General features: G+C 40.0%; 19 protein-coding genes and 1 other RNA gene. 2 read left to right on the top strand and 18 right to left on the bottom strand.

Features of this window, described 5'->3' with window-relative positions; translation table 11 throughout:
- Positions 1–2 precede the first annotated feature (2 nt).
- From NSQ79_RS01260 to NSQ79_RS01245, 4 genes are all read right to left on the bottom strand, one after another.
- Positions 3–1,169: a class I SAM-dependent RNA methyltransferase gene (locus NSQ79_RS01260; RefSeq protein WP_014633857.1), complete on the bottom strand. Its 1,167-nt coding sequence runs from the start codon at positions 1,167–1,169 to the stop codon at positions 3–5.
- 152 nt (positions 1,170–1,321) lie between these two features.
- An RNA gene (gene rnpB / locus NSQ79_RS01255) (RNase P RNA component class B) lies at positions 1,322–1,689 on the bottom strand.
- A 14-nt stretch (positions 1,690–1,703) separates the two neighbouring features.
- Positions 1,704–2,036, bottom strand: coding sequence for a cell division regulator GpsB (gene gpsB / locus NSQ79_RS01250; protein ID WP_045769238.1), 333 nt, complete (start codon positions 2,034–2,036; stop codon positions 1,704–1,706).
- 108 nt (positions 2,037–2,144) lie between these two features.
- On the bottom strand, positions 2,145–2,660 hold the full coding sequence (locus tag NSQ79_RS01245; protein ID WP_002883685.1) for a DUF1273 domain-containing protein: 516 nt from the start codon (positions 2,658–2,660) through the stop codon (positions 2,145–2,147).
- 75 nt (positions 2,661–2,735) lie between these two features.
- On the opposite strand from NSQ79_RS01245, the gene recU reads away from it, so the two are divergent.
- Positions 2,736–3,332, top strand: a complete 597-nt coding sequence (recU, locus tag NSQ79_RS01240; protein ID WP_175061017.1) for a Holliday junction resolvase RecU — start codon at positions 2,736–2,738, stop codon at positions 3,330–3,332.
- On the top strand, positions 3,332–5,623 hold the full coding sequence (pbp1a, locus tag NSQ79_RS01235; RefSeq protein WP_339313735.1) for a penicillin-binding protein PBP1A: 2,292 nt from the start codon (positions 3,332–3,334) through the stop codon (positions 5,621–5,623). Before recU ends, pbp1a begins: the two co-directional genes overlap by 1 nt.
- Positions 5,624–5,729: 106 nt before the next feature.
- Here pbp1a and pepC read toward each other — a convergent pair whose 3' ends face one another.
- The 14 genes from pepC to leuS all read right to left on the bottom strand — a co-directional run bounded on the left by pepC (position 5,730) and on the right by leuS (position 20,292).
- Entirely contained in the window at positions 5,730–7,067 is a 1,338-nt protein-coding gene (gene pepC, locus NSQ79_RS01230) for an aminopeptidase C (RefSeq protein WP_195968958.1), read from the bottom strand.
- Between the two features lie 101 nt (positions 7,068–7,168).
- Positions 7,169–7,612 carry a DUF805 domain-containing protein gene (locus NSQ79_RS01225; protein ID WP_080611570.1) on the bottom strand — a complete coding sequence of 148 codons (444 nt, stop codon included), beginning with the start codon at positions 7,610–7,612 and terminating at the stop codon, positions 7,169–7,171.
- A 15-nt stretch (positions 7,613–7,627) separates the two neighbouring features.
- A complete protein-coding gene (nadE, locus tag NSQ79_RS01220) occupies positions 7,628–8,449 on the bottom strand; it encodes an ammonia-dependent NAD(+) synthetase (protein WP_339313732.1) in 822 nt (273 codons plus the stop codon).
- An 11-nt stretch (positions 8,450–8,460) separates the two neighbouring features.
- Positions 8,461–9,915, bottom strand: coding sequence for a nicotinate phosphoribosyltransferase (locus tag NSQ79_RS01215; protein WP_037597395.1), 1,455 nt, complete (start codon positions 9,913–9,915; stop codon positions 8,461–8,463).
- A 184-nt stretch (positions 9,916–10,099) separates the two neighbouring features.
- Positions 10,100–11,401 carry an FtsX-like permease family protein gene (locus NSQ79_RS01210; protein WP_148512929.1) on the bottom strand — a complete coding sequence of 434 codons (1,302 nt, stop codon included), beginning with the start codon at positions 11,399–11,401 and terminating at the stop codon, positions 10,100–10,102.
- Positions 11,370–12,053, bottom strand: coding sequence for an ABC transporter ATP-binding protein (locus NSQ79_RS01205; RefSeq protein WP_164332153.1), 684 nt, complete (start codon positions 12,051–12,053; stop codon positions 11,370–11,372). Before NSQ79_RS01205 ends, NSQ79_RS01210 begins: the two co-directional genes overlap by 32 nt.
- 211 nt (positions 12,054–12,264) lie before the next feature.
- Complete coding sequence (locus tag NSQ79_RS01200; protein WP_164332154.1) at positions 12,265–12,975, bottom strand: MerR family transcriptional regulator; 711 nt, start codon at positions 12,973–12,975, stop codon at positions 12,265–12,267.
- Between the two features lie 90 nt (positions 12,976–13,065).
- A complete protein-coding gene (locus NSQ79_RS01195) occupies positions 13,066–13,491 on the bottom strand; it encodes a DUF3021 domain-containing protein (protein WP_129852178.1) in 426 nt (141 codons plus the stop codon).
- A gap of 9 nt (positions 13,492–13,500) precedes the next feature.
- Entirely contained in the window at positions 13,501–13,956 is a 456-nt protein-coding gene (locus NSQ79_RS01190) for a LytTR family DNA-binding domain-containing protein (RefSeq protein ID WP_037610678.1), read from the bottom strand.
- 18 nt (positions 13,957–13,974) lie between these two features.
- Complete coding sequence (locus NSQ79_RS01185; RefSeq protein ID WP_148512927.1) at positions 13,975–14,817, bottom strand: ABC transporter permease; 843 nt, start codon at positions 14,815–14,817, stop codon at positions 13,975–13,977.
- Complete coding sequence (locus NSQ79_RS01180; RefSeq protein WP_118189622.1) at positions 14,817–15,683, bottom strand: ABC transporter ATP-binding protein; 867 nt, start codon at positions 15,681–15,683, stop codon at positions 14,817–14,819. The genes NSQ79_RS01185 and NSQ79_RS01180 overlap by 1 nt, the downstream gene beginning before the upstream one ends.
- 266 nt (positions 15,684–15,949) lie before the next feature.
- The gene (locus NSQ79_RS01175; protein ID WP_175061616.1) at positions 15,950–17,179 is read right to left on the bottom strand and encodes an acyl-CoA thioesterase/BAAT N-terminal domain-containing protein; all 1,230 of its coding nucleotides are present in this window, start codon (positions 17,177–17,179) and stop codon (positions 15,950–15,952) included.
- 57 nt (positions 17,180–17,236) lie between these two features.
- Entirely contained in the window at positions 17,237–17,692 is a 456-nt protein-coding gene (locus NSQ79_RS01170) for a MarR family transcriptional regulator (RefSeq protein WP_080611250.1), read from the bottom strand.
- A gap of 98 nt (positions 17,693–17,790) precedes the next feature.
- A complete protein-coding gene (gene leuS / locus NSQ79_RS01165) occupies positions 17,791–20,292 on the bottom strand; it encodes a leucine--tRNA ligase (protein ID WP_049553851.1) in 2,502 nt (833 codons plus the stop codon).
- Positions 20,293–20,331: the final 39 nt, after the last annotated feature.

The following is a 20,331-nucleotide window of genomic DNA, read 5'->3' as shown; positions in this document are numbered from 1 at the left end:
GTTTAATTTACCTTTCTAGCCTCAGAACGGCGAACACGCTCACCAAAATATTGATACAAATCAACACGGAGTGTCCCGTTATAAAGCTTACGTTTTTTATCGGCTTTCATACCGTATTTGCTTTCAAATTGTTCATCGCTGGTCAAGATAAACTTGCTCCAAGTTTTAAGTGGCGCAAAAGTTTGACCCATTTCATTATACAAGATATCCACAGCCTTGTCATCCAACAAACGCTCACCATAAGGAGGGTTTGAAATAATGACACCATTGATTTTATCTGTTTTCAGGTCCTGTAAACGCATTTGTTTCAATTTAATAACATCTTCAAGACCTGCCTCACGAGCATTGGCTTTTGCAATCTCAACCATACGGCCATCAATATCACAACCCATAATATCTAATTCAACATCATAGTTTGCCTTGCTATCTGCTTCATCACGTACCGACTGTACTAAATCTTTATCTACCCAATTCCATGCTTCAAAGGCAAAATCACGATTAAATCCTGGTGCAATGTTCATACCAATCATTGCAGCCTCAATACAGAAGGTCCCTGAACCACAAGTCGGGTCAATCAACGGTTTATCCGGATACCAGTTACTAAGTTCAAGGATAGCAGCCGCCATATTTTCCTTAATAGGTGCCCCACCTTTATCAGTACGATAGCCACGCTTAAAGAGACTAGCACCTGTGGTATCAATCAAAACTGTAGCCTTATCCTTTAAAATAGAAACTTCAATCTTAAATTCTGCTCCTGTTTCTTGAAGAGGCACTCCTTCTGGACGGTGGAAATATTTCTGCAATTTCTTAACGACAGCTTTTTTGGAAATCGCCTGAACAGATGGCTCATTATGAAGCTTTGATTTCACACATTTAGCTTTAGAAATTGGGAACTTTGCACCTAGCGGAAGATAATTTTCCCAGTCTAAGGCAAAAACTCCCTGAAAGAGTTCCTCAAAGGTACGTGCTGGAAATTCACCCACTACAATCTTGATACGGTCTGCTGCTCTCAACCAAAGGTTGGTCTCAGCAATTGCACGAACACCGCCTTGGAAACGCACCTTACCATTTTCAACCTGAGTGTCATAACCTAACTCACGTAATTCACGTCCAACCACAGCCTCAAGACCTGCTGCAGCAGTTGCTACTAATGTAAATGTTTCTTTCATTGTCATCCTTTTATCTCATTGTTACGAGTACAAACTTTTTTAACTGATGGCTTATTTTTCCACTCTTTTCTTTAGAAGATATAGTTGTAAAAGAGAGAATTCTTGCTAAAAGAAGGCTGAGACATGTGTCCCAGCCTCACCTATATGCAATTTTCTATAAGCCATGTTTTGTTCCAGAAGTGACTAGGTACCACTTCCTTCGATAATCATCTGTCTACTGCAAAGCAGTCAGGATGGTCCGTTCGTTTCCAGCCATCCCATGCCCCTACCAAAGTTTGGGTTGCTAGCTTGAGGGGTTTACCGCGTTCCACTTTTTAGGTTTCCCTAAAAACTCCGTCACTGTGGCACTTTCAGAGCTACTAAAACCTATCCGAAGACTTAGCCAGTTCACTCGCCGTAACTTGAAAATCAAGTCCCTAGGCTTATTAATTCACCTAGCACAAACACTACTGGCATCACAGCCAGTGCTAGCATGGACTTTCCTCATGGAAGACTAGCAACCATGCGATTATCCAAAAATTGCACAAACCAGTTTTATTCGACGATTTGTTTTCCAAAGACCTCTTTTTCCAAACGACTGATACGTTTTAAGATATCATAGTTTGAAGCCGAAGCAACATTGGCATTCGCACGTGATGGCTCACTTGTCGCGCTTGCGTATGCTGGGCGACTTGCAGGAGCTGATGAAGCTTTAGCCTTAAGTTTTGCATTTTCTTCTTGCAATTCCTTAACTAGAGCAATATAGACACCGTAATCTTTGATTACATCATCTAAAAACTCATCAACTTCTTTTTTATCGTAGCCACGCATGCTTGTTTTAAATTCTTGTTCGTAGATTTTCTTGGGCGTTAAATTAATCTTAGCCATTTTTATTCTCCAATACTTGTCTTATCTAACTTACTAATACTTTACTGTCTAATATTTTTATGATACAGAAAAAAAGATAAAAATGCAAGTTTAAAACTCAATTATATCCTATTCCGACATGACCTCATTGAGGTCATCAAAAGTCAGTCGAAATACGGGATAATCCCTTGCCTCTATCATCATACCGTAAAAATATTTCAGATTTGTTTCATTTTCAGGTTCATAAAATAAATAAGCCTGATCTGTATTGTCAATGAGAAACTGATTAAATTGTTTAAACTGTGCTGGAGATTGGTAAGCGGGGAAGCTATACTTGACAAAATCAACCTGCTTAAAGGCTGCTAGTTTCGTTTGATTCGCTTCATTCCAATTCTGACCATGAGTTTCAAAAGGGAAGAGTGTCGCTAACTTCAAAGGATAGTCTTGCTGAAGTTCTTTGGCTACTTCTAGTGCCCAAAATTCAAAGCCGAGGTTGCCGGTAAAAATCATCCAATCTACACCATCATCCAAGAAACGCTTAAAATCACGTTTAATTGCTTTCTTGATAATGGTTACTTTAGGGTCCTTGTCTTTAAAAATACCGAGTTCAAAGCTCTTATAACCAGTTACCAGTAGTGATGTCATTATTGTTTTCCTCGTTCATTTTATGGTATAATAAAATAGTCTTTATGCATATCTTATAAAGAAGAAGGGAAAGAAATGGTAAACTATCCCCATCAGATATCTCGTAAGATAGCACAAGTACGTCCTAAAAGATCAAATAGAGTTGACTTTGCCAATCGGGGGATGAGCTTTGAATCTGCTATTAACGCGACTAATGATTACTATTTGTCGCGTGGTTTAGCCGTTATTCATAAAAAACCCACTCCTGTTCAAATTGTCAAAGTCGATTATCCCAAACGCTCACGAGCAAAGATTGTAGAAGCTTACTTTAGACAAGCCTCTACTACCGACTACTCTGGTGTTTACAAAGGATACTACATTGATTTTGAAGCCAAAGAGACACGACAAAAGACATCCATGCCTATGAAAAACTTTCATGCGCATCAAATTGAGCACATGTCTCAGGTCATCAGTCAAGATGGGATCTGCTTCGTGCTACTTCACTTCTCGACGCTTAAGGAAACCTACCTTCTGCCTGCCAAAGACTTGATCGCTTTTTATCAAATTGATAAAGGGACGAAATCAATGCCTCTTGATTATATCAAAAAAAGAGGCTATGCAATTGCAGAAGCAGCTTATCCTCAAGTTCCTTATTTAGAAATCATTGAAAAATTATTAGGTGGTAACACATAATGGCTAAATTTAATTTCAGCAACTTTAAAGAATCACTTAACGGTTTGACTAAACGTGCTAAAAACATCAAGGTCAAGCGTTCAGATTCTTCTCGCTATAGCAAAGGAAAACGCTCTGCCGCTTCAGACCAAAGTTTGGGCTGGCGTATTGCAAAATACGGATTTATTGGACTGCTCACTTTCTTTGTAGTCTGTGTCATCGCTGGTGGTAGCCTCTTTGCCTACTATGTTAGCAGTGTCCCTAAACTTACCGAGAACAAACTGCAATCAACAAACTCAAGTAAGATTTACGACGCTAACGGTAGTCTTATTGCCGACTTGGGAGCTGAGAAGCGTGAGAGTGCATCAACAGATGAAATTCCAACAACTCTAGTTAATGCCATCACCTCTATCGAGGATAAACGTTTCTTCACACACCGTGGGATTGACGTCTACCGTATCATGGGAGCAGCTGTTAACAACCTTCGTCGTAGCAGTACCCAAGGGGGGTCTACACTTGACCAACAGTTGATTAAGTTGGCTTACTTCTCAACTAACACTTCTGACCAAACCCTTAAACGTAAGTCACAAGAAATCTGGTTGTCACTCCAAATGGAGCGTCAATTCACTAAACAAGAAATCTTGACCTTCTATATTAATAAGGTTTATATGGGTAATGGTTACTACGGTATGAAGACTGCAGCCAAATCTTACTTTGGTAAGGACTTGAGCGACCTCTCTGTTGCCCAAGCAGCTCTCCTTGCTGGTATTCCACAGGCACCAACACAATATGACCCTTATGCTAATCCAGATGCTGCCAAAGAGCGTCGTAACACTGTTCTTAGTGAAATGTATGAAGACAAAAACATTTCTAAAGAAGAGTACGAGCAAGCTAAAGCAACTGATGTATCAGATGGACTTCTTCCACTTACGAAGAAAGCTAGTTATGAGCCATACTTAGATAACTACATCAAACAAGTTATTGAACAAGTATCTACTGATGCCAATGCTGATATCTACTCAGCAGGTCTCGACGTCTACACTAACCTTAATCCAGATATTCAAAAATATATCTGGAACGTCTATAATACTAACGACTACGTATACTATCCAAACGATAGTCTCCAAGTTGCTTCTACTATTATTGATGTTACTAATGGTCGTGTCGTTGCCCAATTGGGATCACGTCACCAAGACGAAAACGTTGCACTTGGTACTAACCAAGCTGTTCAAACAGACCGTGACTGGGGTTCTACAATGAAACCAATCACTGACTATGCTCCTGCTATTGAAAAAGGTGTTTATACAAACACTGGTACGACTGTTTACGATAATCCTTACAATTTCCCAGGTTCTTCAACACCAGTTTACAACTGGGACCGTAAGTATTACGGAAGCATTTCATTGACTTATGCGCTTCAACAATCACGTAACGTTACAGCCGTTAAAGCTCTCCAAGCTGCTGGTTTGGAATATGCACAATCCTTCTTGAAAGATTTGGGTATCGAGTATCCAGAAATGTACTACTCAAATGCCATCTCATCTTCAACATCATCATCAGATCCTAAGTATGGTGCATCAAGTGAGAAGATGGCAGCAGCTTATGCAGCCTTTGCAAATGGTGGTACTTACTATAAACCTTCTTACATTAAATCAATCAAGTTTGAAGACGGTTCAACTAAATCATTTGATTCTAAAGGTGTCGAAGCCATGTCACCACAAACAGCCTACATGATGTCAAGTATGTTGAAACAAGTATTGACAGGTGGTACAGCAACTGAAGCTTATGTTCCTGGTACAATCAATGCTGGTAAGACTGGTACATCTAACTACGATGACGATGAGTACTATAAAGTACAAAAAGAAAGTGGTGTCTATGCTGACCTTATGGTTCCGGATGAAACTTTCGTTGGTTACAATACTAAGTATGCAATGGCGATTTGGACAGGTTACAAAAACCGTAAAACACCAGTTTATGGTTCAGACCTTGATATCGCTAAACAAATCTATGGTGTAACAAGTAGCTACCTTAACCAGATGTATGGTGCAGGTTCTGAAGATTTCGATATGCCTAGCGGTGTTTATAATAATGGTAGCTATGTCTTCCTTACTGGTTCTTCAACATCAAATGTTTACTCTGGATCACTTGGAACATCTAGCTCATCATCAAGTTGGGACTCAAGCCAAAGCAGTGACTCATCAAGTTCACAAGATAGTCAACAGTACGGTCCTGATGCTTCAACAAATCCATCGACATCGGCCTCTAATGGCTCTGAACATTCAAATTCAAACACTGCTACAGCAGAAGAATAAGAAATAAAAAGGGTTATCCAAATGGATAACTCTTTTTTTACCGATAAATTTTAAAGAAGCTATGAAAAACCACTGGTATCATTTTCCAGTGGTTTCATATATTATCTTATTTTGAAGCAAGAGCTCCCATTGGATCCCAAGGAGCAAGTACTTGTGGCTCTGCTTCATAGGCTGCTAATTCTTCAGCTGTAAGGAAGTCTTTACGGACAACAATCTGATAAGTGTATTCATCCATCCAGGCGTCAGAAGCGACAAAGTAACCTTTTTGTCCGACCTTGTCTCCCCAAGAGTTTTCAACCTTCCATTTAACAGGTTTGCCATCAGCATCCAAATCAACCCCAGTCAATACCATGGCGTGAGTCATAAGAGATTCACTGTAATCCAAACGTCCTGCCTTGTCTTGAGTCAAGTTAATATCCATGCTAGCTGTAAAATCGTAAACATTAGTTGCAAGAATACCTTTTTGGCGGTCTGAAACTTGACCAACATCTGAACCAAACCAAACAGTCTCTCCAGCCTTCATCTGTGCAATGGCAAGCTCTTTGAATCGATCCATTGGGAGGTTAATATAACGCACACTTGGCGCACCTACAACATTACCCAACATCTCAACAGTATAAGATTTTCCGTAAGGTTTATCAGCTGTTGGAGCGTTGATAACTGACACATAATCACTAAGTTTAAGACCCACATATTTTTCAAAGAAAGCTTGTGGTGTGATATTTTTCTCAGATTGGTAGTTGTCATCTTTATCTCGGTAGGCAAAATCAAACTGACGTGGTGGTAAACCAAGAGTCATGGCAAGATAATTGAAAATTTCTTGAAGAAACTCTTCCTTCTTAGCTTGAACAGCAGCTTGATCAGCACCACCAGCAATCAAATCACGCAAGATTTGAGCATCTTGACGAAGAAGCTTATTGAGGTATTGATTAAGCTCACGACTATTGCTTGAAGCTACAGATTCTGGATAAACTGATTTTGGTACAACACCATATTTTTCAAAAAGTGATACGACCATATCCCATTGTCCACCATCTTGTTGAGGGGTATCCAAAAGGAATTTAACCTTACGACTGCCAATCTCTTGATCTGCTGTAGCAATGATTTGCTCCAAGAACCAGTTTGATTTTTCATACTTGTCCCAGAAGAAGGTGTGGGCTTGAGAAAGCTCGAAACTTTCCAATTTAAAGTCTGAGATTAATTTGTGACGGAAAGTATTAAGAGCCGCAAACATCCAGCAACGTCCTGAAGCTTTCTGGTTAGACACCTCATCTTTAGTCAAATCGATTGAGAAAACATGGTCATTTTCAACTTCTGATTGACGTGTTTCGATAGATTTGAGCAAGCCATTGTGAGTTACAGCATTTTCGATAGCACTGTATTTGGCATTGGCCTCATAGTCTGCAAATAGTTTATCTGTGAAATCTGTTGATAGTGAAGTCATAAGATTCCTCCTTTTAAGCCTTATTCCTCTCTATTTTATCACTAATTTCTGAAAATTCAATTTAAAAATAACCCTAGGTTAAACCTAGGGTTACGACAATCTTATTCCACTTTATCAACCAGCGTTTCAGGTACTGGTTTCGTTGGTTGACAAGACATGATAAGGAGGACAATGCTTCCAATCAATGAGAAGATAGCCAAGATTGGTATAAGACCTATATAACTTAGAAGTACCCAAGCCGGATGAAATCCTGCATCTCTCAAACGACGGATTTGTAGAGACAATTGAGGGATAAGTTCAATTAAGCTAAAAAGCATTAGTGGCCAAGCATAGGTAATAATTATTTTTTGCAGTTCAGTCGGATTATTCGACAGAGCTGGGTCACTAAGATCAACATTACTGAAGAAAGGAATAAGAACACAAAAAACAGTAAGAATAGTAATAATAATGACATTAACCAAGTAAGCCCACCAGTAGTCTGGACGATTCGAACGTCCGCTAAAGTCAAAGGCACGTTTCCAAAAATCAATATAAGCTTTGATCATAACTCATTTCTCCTCTTATTTCCAAAAATCATCAAAAATAGTGATTGGTAGGTGACGTTTGTGTTGACCTTTACGCCACCAATTCTCAATCGTTTCCTGAGCTTTGGCTGAGACTTCCTTACCTTCAAGGTAGTCATCAATTTCACGATAGGTCACTCCAAGTGCCACTTCATCAGCGATTCCTGGTTTGTCCTCTTCCAAGTCAGCTGTTGGTACTTTTTCATAAAGGGCCTTGTCCGCACCAAGTTCTGCAAGAAGGGCTGCACCTTGACGTTTGTTTAGACGAAAGAGTGGCAAGATATCTGCACCACCATCACCAAATTTTGTGAAGAAGCCTGTAAGGTTTTCAGCGGCGTGGTCTGTCCCGATAACTGCCCCACTATTTTCACCAGCAACCGCATATTGGGTTATCATACGTTGGCGGGCCTTGATATTTCCCTTGTTGAAGTCAGAAACGGTAACACCTGCCTTGGCAAGTTCAGCAACCTGACCATCAACAGCCTCTTTGATATTAACCGTAAGACTCACATCTGACTTTATAAAAGCAAGAGCATGTTGGGCATCATCTTCATCTGCTTGAACTCCATATGGTAAACGAATGGCGATAAACTGATAGTCTTTTCCTGTCTCTGCACGGAGCTCTTCAATCGCAAGTTGTGCCAGACGGCCAGCCAATGTAGAATCTTGACCTCCTGAGATTCCCAAAACATATGTTTTAAGGAATGGATGTTTGAGCATGTAGGCCTTCAAAAAATCAACGGATTTTCGAATTTCTTCCTTTGGATCAATGCTAGGTTTAACGCCTAGTTGAGCAATAATAGTTTCTTGCAAAGTCATAATTTCTCCTTTTACTCTGACAAGTCATGGGCTTTCTTACGGACATTATCAATCAAGGTCATCTTGTTATCCCAGACATCTTTAGCCAAGTCAACTGGATAATCTTGAGGGTTAAGCACACGCTTGTACTCATTCCAAAGTTCGTCCAATTCCTTAGTCGCATAAGCCTTGATTTCATCAAGACTTGGTAAGTCATAGATCAGTTGCCCCTTGTCGTAGATTGGGACCAAGAGTGGCACTGCATCAAAATCACGAACAGTCTTATTGATGTAGGTATATGTTGGGTGGAACATATTAATCTCATCTAAAGCATTAACATCTGTATCTGCGAAAGTGATATAATCACCTTCTGATTTGCCCTTAGCACGACTCGTAATACGCCAAACTTGCTTCTTACCTGGTGTCGAAACCTTCTCAGCATTATTGGACAACTTGATAGTATCATGCATGACTCCCTGATCATCCTCGATTGAAACAATCTTGTAGACAGCACCCAAGGCTGGTTGGTCATAGGCAGTGATAAGCTTGGTACCCACACCCCAGACATCAATCTTGGCCTTTTGCATCTTCAAGTTGAGGATGGTGTTTTCATCAAGGTCGTTTGAAGCGTAAATCTTGGCATCAGGGAAACCAGCTGCATCCAGTTGCTTACGGACCTGCTTCGATAGATAAGCCAAGTCACCTGAATCAAGACGAACACCCAAGAAATTAATCTTATCACCTAGCTCTTTAGCGACACGGATAGCATTAGGTACACCAATCTTAAGGGTGTCATAGGTATCTACAAGGAATACACAGTCCTTATGAGTAGATGCATAGGCTTTAAAAGCGTCATAATCATTGCCATAGGCTTGAACAAGAGCATGGGCATGAGTCCCAGAAACTGGGATTCCAAAAATCTTGCCGGCACGTACATTTGACGTTGCGTCAGCACCACCAATCACGGCTGCACGTGTTCCCCAGATTGCTGCATCCATCTCTTGTGCACGACGTGTCCCAAATTCCAACAGAGGAGCATCCTCAATGACAGAACGAATACGAGCTGCCTTAGTGGCAATAAGAATCTGGTAATTGAGGATATTTAGCAAGGCAGTCTCTACAAGCTGACACTGGGCCAAGGGACCTTCCACTTGGAAAATCGGTTCATTAGCAAATACCAAATCACCCTCAAGTGCTGAATTGATAGTCAACTCGAGTTTTAGGTTGGCTAGATAGTCCAGAAAATCCTCAGGATAACCTAAATCTTTTAGATAAGCAATATCAGTTTCTGAGAAGGTCAGATTTTCAAGATAGTTGACAATACGCTCCAGACCTGCGAACACAGCAAAGCCATTTTTAAACGGAAGTTGACGGAAATAAACTTCAAAAACGGCCTTTTTATTGTGAATACCTTGGTTAAAGTAAACCTGCATCATATTGATTTGATACAAGTCAGTGTGCAAGGTTAAACTATCATCTTTATACATGGAACTCCTCCAATCGAATAGGTACTTCTTTTTTTGTTATTAATAGCCTGTATATGCTGACTATTATAGCATTTTTGAGCAATTGTCTCCACTTTTCAGAAAGTTAATTATTGTTTGGATTTTCAGATTTTTCTAATGCTTGTTTTGACAAAAAAGAGTAGCCTAGGGAGACTACTCTTTATTTCTATTCATACCTTAGAGACTCGACAGGGTCCATTTTACTGATTTTACGGGCTGGAAGGTAGGCTGACACATAGCCCATCAAGAGTGAGAAGCCAAACATGATGAGAATTGAGGTCAGATTTAGGTCAAACACCTTGCTGACACTTGGGTAAAGATGTGAAACAATCATGTTGGCCAAGCTTCCAATACCCTGCGATACAAGGAGAGCAAGAGCTAGTGAGATACCCGTAATCCAAAGGGCCTCATAAACAAAGATAGCTTTCACGTCACGATTAAGGTAACCGACGGCCTTCATAACACCAATCTCTTTTGAGCGTTGCATGATGTTAATATAGATGATAATTCCAATCATGACAGCTGAAACTAGGATAGCTTGTGACGAAAGGATAATCAAGAGGGCCTGGATCACACGGATGAATTTAATAATGACATCTAGGATGGCCTGCTGTGAAAGAACCAGATACTTCTTGTTTTTCTGTAACTTTTTAGTGACTTCCTTAGTCTTGGCTGGATCCTTGAGCTCCAAAAGCATGTAAGAGACTGTTTTGGTAAAGCCATTTTCTTTGAGCAATTCTTCCAATTGTTTGGCTGGCATATAGCTATTGCTCTCTTCAGCATCCTCGCTATCATCAACAATACGGACAATCTTAGTCTTGATATCCGCTACTTTAGTTCCCTCAGCAGTATTTTCAACAATCTGAGCTGAAATTTCTTTACCGATAAAGTCTTTAGCTTTTAGCTTCTTCCCTGTTTCTTCGTTGTAATGTTTGACAAAGCTCATCGGAAGTGTCAAGCCCTCTTCATCGGCAGATGTAAAAGGTTTTCCAGCTGAAATCTTATCCTTACCATCGCGAGATGTGGAGATTTTTGTGTTCTTGTAGAGACTGATAACCTGAGAATAGTTAGGAAGATCCTTGCTGAAATCCATGGTCTTGCCGTCAAGGGTAAGACTTGCCATGTTCATTCCAAATGGGCTCTCCAAGTACTTAATATCATCACTCTTAATCTGACTACGAATAAACTTCTCGTCATCCGCATTTAGAACTCCTCTAGCTGCTGATTTAGCACTAAGACTAATCTGAATTTGGGATGGAATGTTGCCACCATCGGTACTGTCATTAATCATACCAACAATAGCATTTCCCAAACCAAAGGAAATCAAGACACCGATAAAACCAATGGACGTTGCCGTCGCAATCAAAAGATTACGCCACTTGCGTTCCATAAAGTTGTTCAATGACAATTTGAGTTTATTCTTGAGGGTCAACCCCTTATTTTTCGATTGTTTCAACGACTTCACCATCCTTCATTTTAATGACAACATCCGCATAATCCGCCACTTCAGGGTTATGGGTTACGATAATCACAGTTTTACCTGCCTCGGCTAGCTCTTTAAAAATTTCGAGAACATTTTCCTGAGACTGAGAATCAAGAGAACCTGTCGGTTCATCAGCCACAATCATTTCTGGATTGTTGACCAGGGCACGAGCAATGGCTACACGTTGTTTTTGCCCACCAGAAAGCTGCTTAACATTTTTCTTGATAAAGTCTCCGATTCCAAGACGGGTAAGCTCCCTTTCCGCAATTTCGGCCATCTCTTTATCAGTCATATTTTTAACGTAAAGAGGCATCTTGACATTTTCAAGGACTGATTGATGAGGGATCAGATTGAAATTTTGAAAGACAAAGCCAATGTGTGCCTTTCTAAAATAGGTCAAATCACGCTCTGAAAAATCACGCATGTTCTGATTCTTGAAATAAAGATTTCCCTGATACTGACTATCCAGGCCACTAATAATACTAAGCAGACTGGTCTTACCACAGCCAGATGGACCGTAGATAGCTGTGATCTTTCCTGGTGCAATCTCAAGTGTAACATCGTTCAAAGCGCGCTCTTGGTTCGTACCGTCGAGATTATAGTACTTTGAGATGTGGTCGATGGTTAAAATGGACATGATTTCCTCCATGAATTTGATTTAGATTAGAATTCAATTAACTTTCCTCTGATTACCTGCAAGAAAATTTCAAGCAAATCAGCAGAAACCGTTAACTCGTCGCCTTCTAAAACGATACATTAATTATAAACATTAAGAGATTATAAAAATAGTGACATAAATGTCACTATGACACGAGAAAAGCCAAAGTCTTATAGACTTTGGCCTTAGTTTATTGACAATAAATACGAATAGCTTCTGCGAGAAAGGCGGCAGTACCCGATCCTCCGACTTTATCGATAAAACTAGAAAAGCGATTATCTGTTTGGTACATCTGACCTAGGCCAGCTAATACCGTTTGGTCACATGGATAAAAATGCTGACTAATATAGTCTTGTAATACCTTTACTTGCTCCTGAACACTATCATCACCAGGATTATACTCCTTGAGCTGTCCAAAGATAGACATGATTGCGGCCATATCTTTGGTAACTTCAGGGAAGGATTCCTCTCCCTTAGCCGCAAAAACTTGATAAGCTTCTGTCTGACCCCATCTTGCCTGAGCTTCTTCCTGAAATGCTTCCACAGCTTTTTGATCAAATGCTTCAAATGACATTTCTTCTTCCTCCATTTGTAAGGCCTTGGCATGGGCTATGACGGCTTCCAAACGGGACTTCTTCAATTCTAAAAGTTTGATTTGGTCCCTCAGAGCTTGGGCTTTGTCATAACCTGGTTGACCTACGATTTCCTTAATTTTTTTGAGAGGAAAGTCTAACTCACGGTAAAGCAATATTTCTTGCAAACGGACAACCGCATCGCGATTATAGTAACGGTAACCATTTTCAGCCACAACTGACGGTTTCAGTAAATCAATTTCGTCATAATAATGAAGGGTGCGCACACTGACACCTGATAGTTGGCTCACTTCTTTTACAGATTTCATTAGAACTCCTCTCTGATTAAGAGTATAGGCTATGACGTGGCGTGAGGGTCAAGAGGAAAAAGAGGATTTTTTGAAGTTTTCTATAATTTATTACTTTTCTTTCTTTTTCTGGCTTCGACGATGTAGTAAAGCTTGATTAATACGCTGCGTTCTCATATGCATTTGCCAAATGAGATATAGCCAGATAATACTATAAACGGAAATGAAAATAATCCAGATAGCAGGGTTCGTTAAAGCCTCACACCAACCTGATATCAGACAAGTCAGTGTAAGTACAATCGCCGTCAACAAGAAATGCAAGATTACTCTAAGCCTATACGACATACGGTCAAGCTCTTCCAAAATCCACGAGAGCATTCCCATTAAGCCACTCATCATAAAGAGGGCTAAAATATTTCCTACACTAACTTTGGGATAGATAAGCTGGGGAAATAATTGACCAAGTAAAAGGAGTGCAAGATAAAAGAACGATCCCGTTCTCACGCCGGATACAAAATAAGCAATTAAACGTTTCATTGGTTCCTCCTACACCCCTAAATAATCCATCAAAGATTTGACATATTTTCGGCTGACACTGGACTTTACTCCACCTGTCATTTTAGCCATCATATTGCCAGAAAAACTATCCGATAGTGATTCCAAATGATCTATATTCATAACAGCATGACGTGATATCTGTAAAAAACTTCGACGATTGATGCGATGCTGAAAGTTTGTCAGTGTCTCTCTCATCGTATAGGTATTGTTTACGGTATAAATCGTTAACACATTCTTCTCAATCTCAGCTAGAATAATGTCATCAATTTTTACCATAACCAAATGATCATCCGTTTTAATAGGAATCACCACTTGATTTACAACTGAAAATTGTTCGAGATAATCCATTACCTCTCGTGCTTGATCAGACAATCGCTCTGCTTGGATGACCACACAGGGATCCTTTACCGAAATATCTGATTTTTCTTCAAAACGAAGTTTCATTCCTATTCCAACTCTCACTTATTTTTTCTGGCTAGTTCTTTTCACTAAAACAATCCAAAGAATACTTGCTAGAAGAATACCTCCTAACACTATAAGGTAAGTATTTTCCTTTGTCAACAAACCTTGCCACTTGATCTGAACGCCCATTTTTTCTTGGAACTCTCGAAGAAGGTTATCTTGACCTTTAAAGGTCTCACTTAATGTTTCTTTCATGAGTACTTGCCGATAAAGTGATGCAATATAAGTTGCTGGAGTACATTTCATTAGTAGTTGTGCAAAATCAGGTAGAACGCCCAAAGGTACATAAGTTCCTACCAAAAAACCAGAAGCTGTACCCACTATGGTCGCAAACTTCCCCAAACTGTCTACAGATTGGAAAAAATAAACAAAAATGGCATTCACTAAACTAGAAAGCAGGCTACTAAGCAGCATGATGAGGAGCACCTCAGGTAATAGAGAAAGGGTTGGAACTTCTCTAAAATAGCCACACATCAGTACATACATAAGGACCTGCATGGCAAAAGAAATGATGATTGCACTCACTAGATACGAAAATGGTAACCGCCATTTCCCATGATTCGATAAATAAAGATCCTTATCTACTTGATGTTCACGGTCCTTTACCAACTGAGTTAGGGCAGCCAGACTCGTCGTAATCCCTGTCACAGCTAGCGTCCCACTCATCAACCAATTATTTAACAAAGGGCCACTATTGGGGAGCTGAGCCCAAGCATCTGTTAGATTTTTTTGAAGAAAAATAATATAGAGAATAAAGGAAATCAAGGCTCCCAACAAGGAGAAGAAAACTCCTGAACGATTCCTGAAGTACAATAAAAAATTTCGCTTTAGTAAGGCTAGCATTAGCGAACCTCCCTTCCTGTAAGTGCAATAAAGGCATCATCCATGGTCCCTGGACGAAACTCAAAATGGGCTATTCTATCTCTAACTTGTGCCAGGTAATCAATGGCTTCCCTTTCACTCTCAGGTTGAAAAACATACTCCAGTTGACTTTGTTGCTCTACTGACATTCCCGAAGTTTTAAGACTTTCTATCTGCTCTATCCCCTTGAAACGAATCTTCAAGATGTTTTTTGCATACTGGCTCTTAATATCTAATGCCGATCCCTGAGCAATCACTTTCCCATGGTCCACAATATAAATCTGATCAGCTTCATCTGCTTCGTCAAGATAATGCGTGGTCAGTACAACGGTCATTCCCTCTTCTCTCTGCAATTGATAGAGCAAATCCCAAATAGACTTCCGGGTTTGGATATCCAGACCTGTCGTTGGTTCATCTAAGAACAGAATATCTGGTTGTGAGAGCAGAGCACGTGCAATGTCAACCCGACGCTTTTGGCCACCTGAAAGCGTCCCATATTTCTGCTTTTGAAAAACTGATAGCCCTAGCCGACCAATGAGATCAGACACACGATCGGGTTTTAAGCCTTTATACTGTTTCGCACGAATAGTCAAATTTTCCCTAACCGTCAGCATCTCATCTAAAACACTAGTCTGGAAGACCACACCAATTTTAGTACCGGGTTCATAGATGATTTCACCTTGCGTTGGTTGTTTCAAACCAATCAACATGGAAATCGTCGTTGATTTCCCCGCCCCATTTGGTCCTAGAATCGCATTGAACGTTCCCTTTTCAAACTGTAAATGAATATCGTTTACGGCTAGATAATTTCCATATCGTTTGCTTATGTTTTTTGCTTGTAATATCATTTTTCTCTCCTTTTAACAGTATCAGTCTAGCAAAAAAGCCGTTTAAAAAACGGCTTTTGGGGATAAGTGGTCAAAATGAGAGTCTAAGTGGTGAAGCGGAAGAGATTAACAGTGTTTTTCATAAAAATCAATTTCCCCAATAAAAAAAGACAAACTGACTTTCAATTTTAATTGCCGGTAAAACAGAACAAAATCTCTCACTATAAGAACCCATCAAAAGGGGGAATGAATTACTTTTTTATATCCTTTCCATAGGATTTGTAGCATCACTTCTTCAAATGCCTATCAAAAAAATGAATCGTAGCCAACCAAGAATCCTTGCTCTCTTTCATCAGTAAACGCCAATCTTTTCGATAGCGATGATTGGGTTGATAAGCCACTGTCAACATGTGACCTGTTTCATGATATTTTTTAAATGTAATGTGGTGTCCTTTATAATGTGAGACAATATCATCAATTGCTGACGAGGCATCCCATATTTCATCAACAGTACTTCCGAGTAGTAAGATTGGTGAATACATTTGACCAATATCTATCCTAGCAGAGCAATCATTAGGGAAGGATTTTTTTAAAAGTTTGCTGAACAGATAATCTCTAAGTCGAAACTTTTGATAAGGAAGTTCTTTTTGCAAATACGTCCAAGAAGAAGTATGAGAGTTCCATTTTCCTTTTATCCCTTCATACACCACATCAGAGGGTGAATTTAGTACCAAACATTGAACGTCATTAAAAATGCTCTCCTCAGCTAAAACTAACTCTGCTCCCTTAGACCGTCCATAGATTCCAATTCTTTCACTATCTACTTGAGGATGCTGACGTAGATAATCCTTTGCTTCCACAAGGCACTCTAAAGGAATACGTTCCAAATGTTTTGGCAACCCCTCTAAACCAAAGTAGGCAACTGCTAGACAAATATAACCTCTAGAAGATAAAAGCTGCGCTATATTCTGTGCCTCTTCAATCCTTCCTTCACTACCGCTCACAATAATCAATGCTGGTGCTTTTATTGCCTTTTTATCATAAAAGACTCTCCCTTGAAAATGTTTCCCGTAAATATCTTGATGACTAATTTGCGAACTCATGTAATGTCTTGTGAAAGTTCTCTCTGCGACGACAGTATTACCTTGTATAATTTTGATTTCCACAAAAAAGTGATCTAATAAGGGAATTTTAGAAAGAGAGTTTGGAAGTTTCTTTTTCCTATTGGTCAAAGGTTTGGCATTAAAGAATAACCCCATTGTTGCAATGTCTTCATAAGAGCCAGAACAAGATGGAGTTTGTGAAATATCAATAATACCATTCTTATCTGATACAAAAATCGCTGTTGATTTCCATAAAACATCATGAGTTAAAAGCATGGGAGCATTGATACAATAATAATCGGATAGAAACATTTCGACTCGATAGATTTCTCTTGGTTTTAAGCCATCAATGACAATATTAAAAGATTCGTCTGCTAAATCAGACTCTGAGATCAGTTCAATTTGTATATTCATATCTTCCTCTTTTTTGTTAATGTAATTAACAATATAGTTTTAAAATTACCGTGATTTTTACCACGGTAATTCTTGCCATACCTTTTCAACATCATCCATCAATTTCATAACCATTTGAAGGTCCTCATCACTATAGTTTTTTAAAACTGAAAAAATGGCTGTCTCAATATGTTCTTGCTGCTCTTTATGAATGTTAAAAACGTCAACCCCTTTTTGGGATAATATCAGATATTTATTTTTTTCATTATCCGGTGCAAATTCAAAAGAAACGAGGTCTTTCTTGATTAAACGTCTAACACTCTGAGTAATGGCACTCCTAGATACTTCAAGTAACTCAGATAATTTCACTAGATTCACAGGCTGATTGCGGCCTATTAGATCAATCAAATGGACTTCATTAATAGTGATTGATTTATCAATACTGTTCCGATGTTGATCCTTTTTCAACTGTTCAAAGGCTAAAACAAAACTGTTAAAACGATTATTAAACTTATGCAGTTCTTTCTTATTCATAGTGTCCCTCTTTTTGTTAATAACATTAACAAAACTACTATTTCTTGTCAAGCTGAACCTAAAAAATCCTCCAGAGCTAAGCTCCGAAGGATTTATTTTTATTTCACAACGATATTAACGAGTTTATTAGGTACCGCAATCACTTTAACGATTTCCTTGCCATCAATCTCTGCTTTGACTTTTTCGTTAGCAAGTGCTACTTCTTGCAACTCTTCACGTGAAAGGTCTTTAGCAACCATGAGTTTGGCACGGACTTTACCTTTGATTTGAACGACGATTTCGATTTCGTCTTCAACCAATTTGCTTTCATCCCATGTTGGCCAAGCTACATAAGAGATAGACTCACCTGTTTCTGCGACTGTTTGCCAGAGTTCTTCTGCCAAGTGAGGCGCAAATGGAGCAATCAATTGGATAAATCCTTTGGCGTAATCCACATAGAGTTTATCTTCCTTGTTAGCAGCATTAACAAAGACCATGAGCTGAGCAATGGCTGTGTTGAATTTCATAGACTCGATTTGCTCAGTAACAGATTTAACAGTTTCGTTATAAACCTTGTCAAGAGCGCCATTGTTTTCCGCAACGATTTCTTTACTTGTAATCAAACGGTAAACACGGTCAAGGAATTTACGGCTTCCTTCCAATCCTTCTTCAGACCAAGCGATTGAAGCATCAAGGGGTCCCATGAACATTTCATAGACACGAAGGGTGTCAGCACCGTATTGTTCCACCACATCGTCTGGGTTGACAACGTTCTTGAGGGATTTAGACATCTTGGCTGGTGCTTGCTCCAATTCTTCTCCTGTTTCCACATGGAAGAATGAACCATCACGTTTTTCAACCTTGTCAGTTGCCACAAGAGCTCCACGGTGATCACGGTAGCTTGTTCCCAAAATCATTCCTTGGTTAAAGAGTTTTTGGAATGGCTCTTTAGTCGGTACAACACCAAGGTCATAGAGGAATTTATGCCAGAAACGAGCGTAAAGCAAGTGGAGCACGGCGTGTTCTGCACCACCCACATAGATATCTACTGGCAACCATTGTTTGAGAAGGTCCTCATCAGCCAATTTCTCAGTGTTGTGTGGATCGATATAGCGGAGGTAGTACCAGCTTGAGCCTGCCCATTGTGGCATAGTATTCGTCTCACGACGACCTTTGACACCATCCTCACGAGTCACTTCAAGCCAGTCTGTCAAGTTAGCCAATGGGCTTTCACCAGTACCTGAAGGGCGAATGTCCTTGGTTACTGGCAAGACAAGTGGGAGTTCACTTTCTGGAACAGCTGTTGAAGTACCATCTTCCCAATGAATAATTGGGATTGGTTCACCCCAGTAACGTTGACGGCTAAAGAGCCAGTCACGAAGACGGTAAGTGATTTTTTCTTGACCAAAGCCTTTTTCTTCCAACCAAGCCACGATTTTAGCAATCGCTTCTTCTTTGTTGAGACCGTTCAAGAAGTCAGAGTTGACGTGAAGGCCATCTTCTGTATAAGCAGCCTCTTCAACGTTTCCACCTTCCAAGACTTCTACGATTGGAAGGTCAAACTGTTTTGCAAATTCCCAGTCACGCTCATCGTGGGCAGGTACGGCCATAACAGCACCTGTTCCGTAGCTGGCAAGAACATAGTCCGCAATCCAGATTGGGATTTCTTTACCATTGACAGGGTTGACGGCATAAGCACCAGTCCAAACTCCTGTTTTTTCCTTAGCAAGGTCTGTACGGGCCAAGTCTGATTTAAGGCTAGCTTGATGTTTGTAATCAGCTACAGCCTCAGCTTGTTCAGGTGTTGTGATAGCATCTACCAAGTCATGCTCAGGAGCCAAAACAGTGAAGGTCGCACCAAAAAGAGTATCTGGACGTGTCGTAAAGACTGTGAATTCCTTGTCTGTCCCTTTTACTTTGAAAGTGACATTGGCACCAGTTGATTTACCAATCCAGTTGCGTTGCATGTCCTTGATAGACTCTGGCCAATCAAGATCATCCAAGTCATTGAGCAAACGCTCAGCATAGGCAGTGATTTTAAGCATCCATTGACGCATTGGTTTGCGGACAACTGGATAGCCTCCACGCTCAGACGTTCCATCAGGAAGAACTTCTTCGTTGGCGATAGCTGTTCCCAATTCTTCAACCCAGTTTACTGGTACTTCAGCTTCATAAGCCAAGCCTTTTTCGTAAAGCTTGGTGAAGATCCATTGTGTCCACTTGTAGTAGTTCGGATCTGTAGTATTGACTTCACGGTCCCAGTCGTAAGAGAAGCCAAGCGCATTGATTTGGCGTTTGAAGTTGGCAATGTTTTCCGCTGTGAATTCTGCTGGGTCATTACCAGTATCCATAGCGTATTGCTCTGCAGGCAAACCAAAGGCATCCCATCCCATTGGGTGAAGGACGTTGTAGCCTTGCGCACGTTTGAAACGGCTAAGGATATCTGTTGCCGTATAACCTTCTGGGTGTCCTACGTGAAGACCCGCTCCAGATGGGTAAGGGAACATGTCGAGCGCATAAAACTTAGGTTTTGAGGCATCTGTTCCTGTCTTAAAAGTGTGATTGTCAGCCCAGTATTTTTGCCACTTAGGCTCGATTTCTTTATGATTGTAAAAACTCATGGTTTCTCTCCAATATTCGTAATGCTTCTATTATAGCAT

The organism is Streptococcus sp. FSL W7-1342 (assembly GCF_037966635.1).
GTDB classification, from domain to species: Bacteria; Bacillota; Bacilli; order Lactobacillales; family Streptococcaceae; genus Streptococcus; species Streptococcus salivarius_D.
Note: the sequence above shows the minus strand (reverse complement) of the source record. Positions and strands in the feature narration are given on the sequence as shown.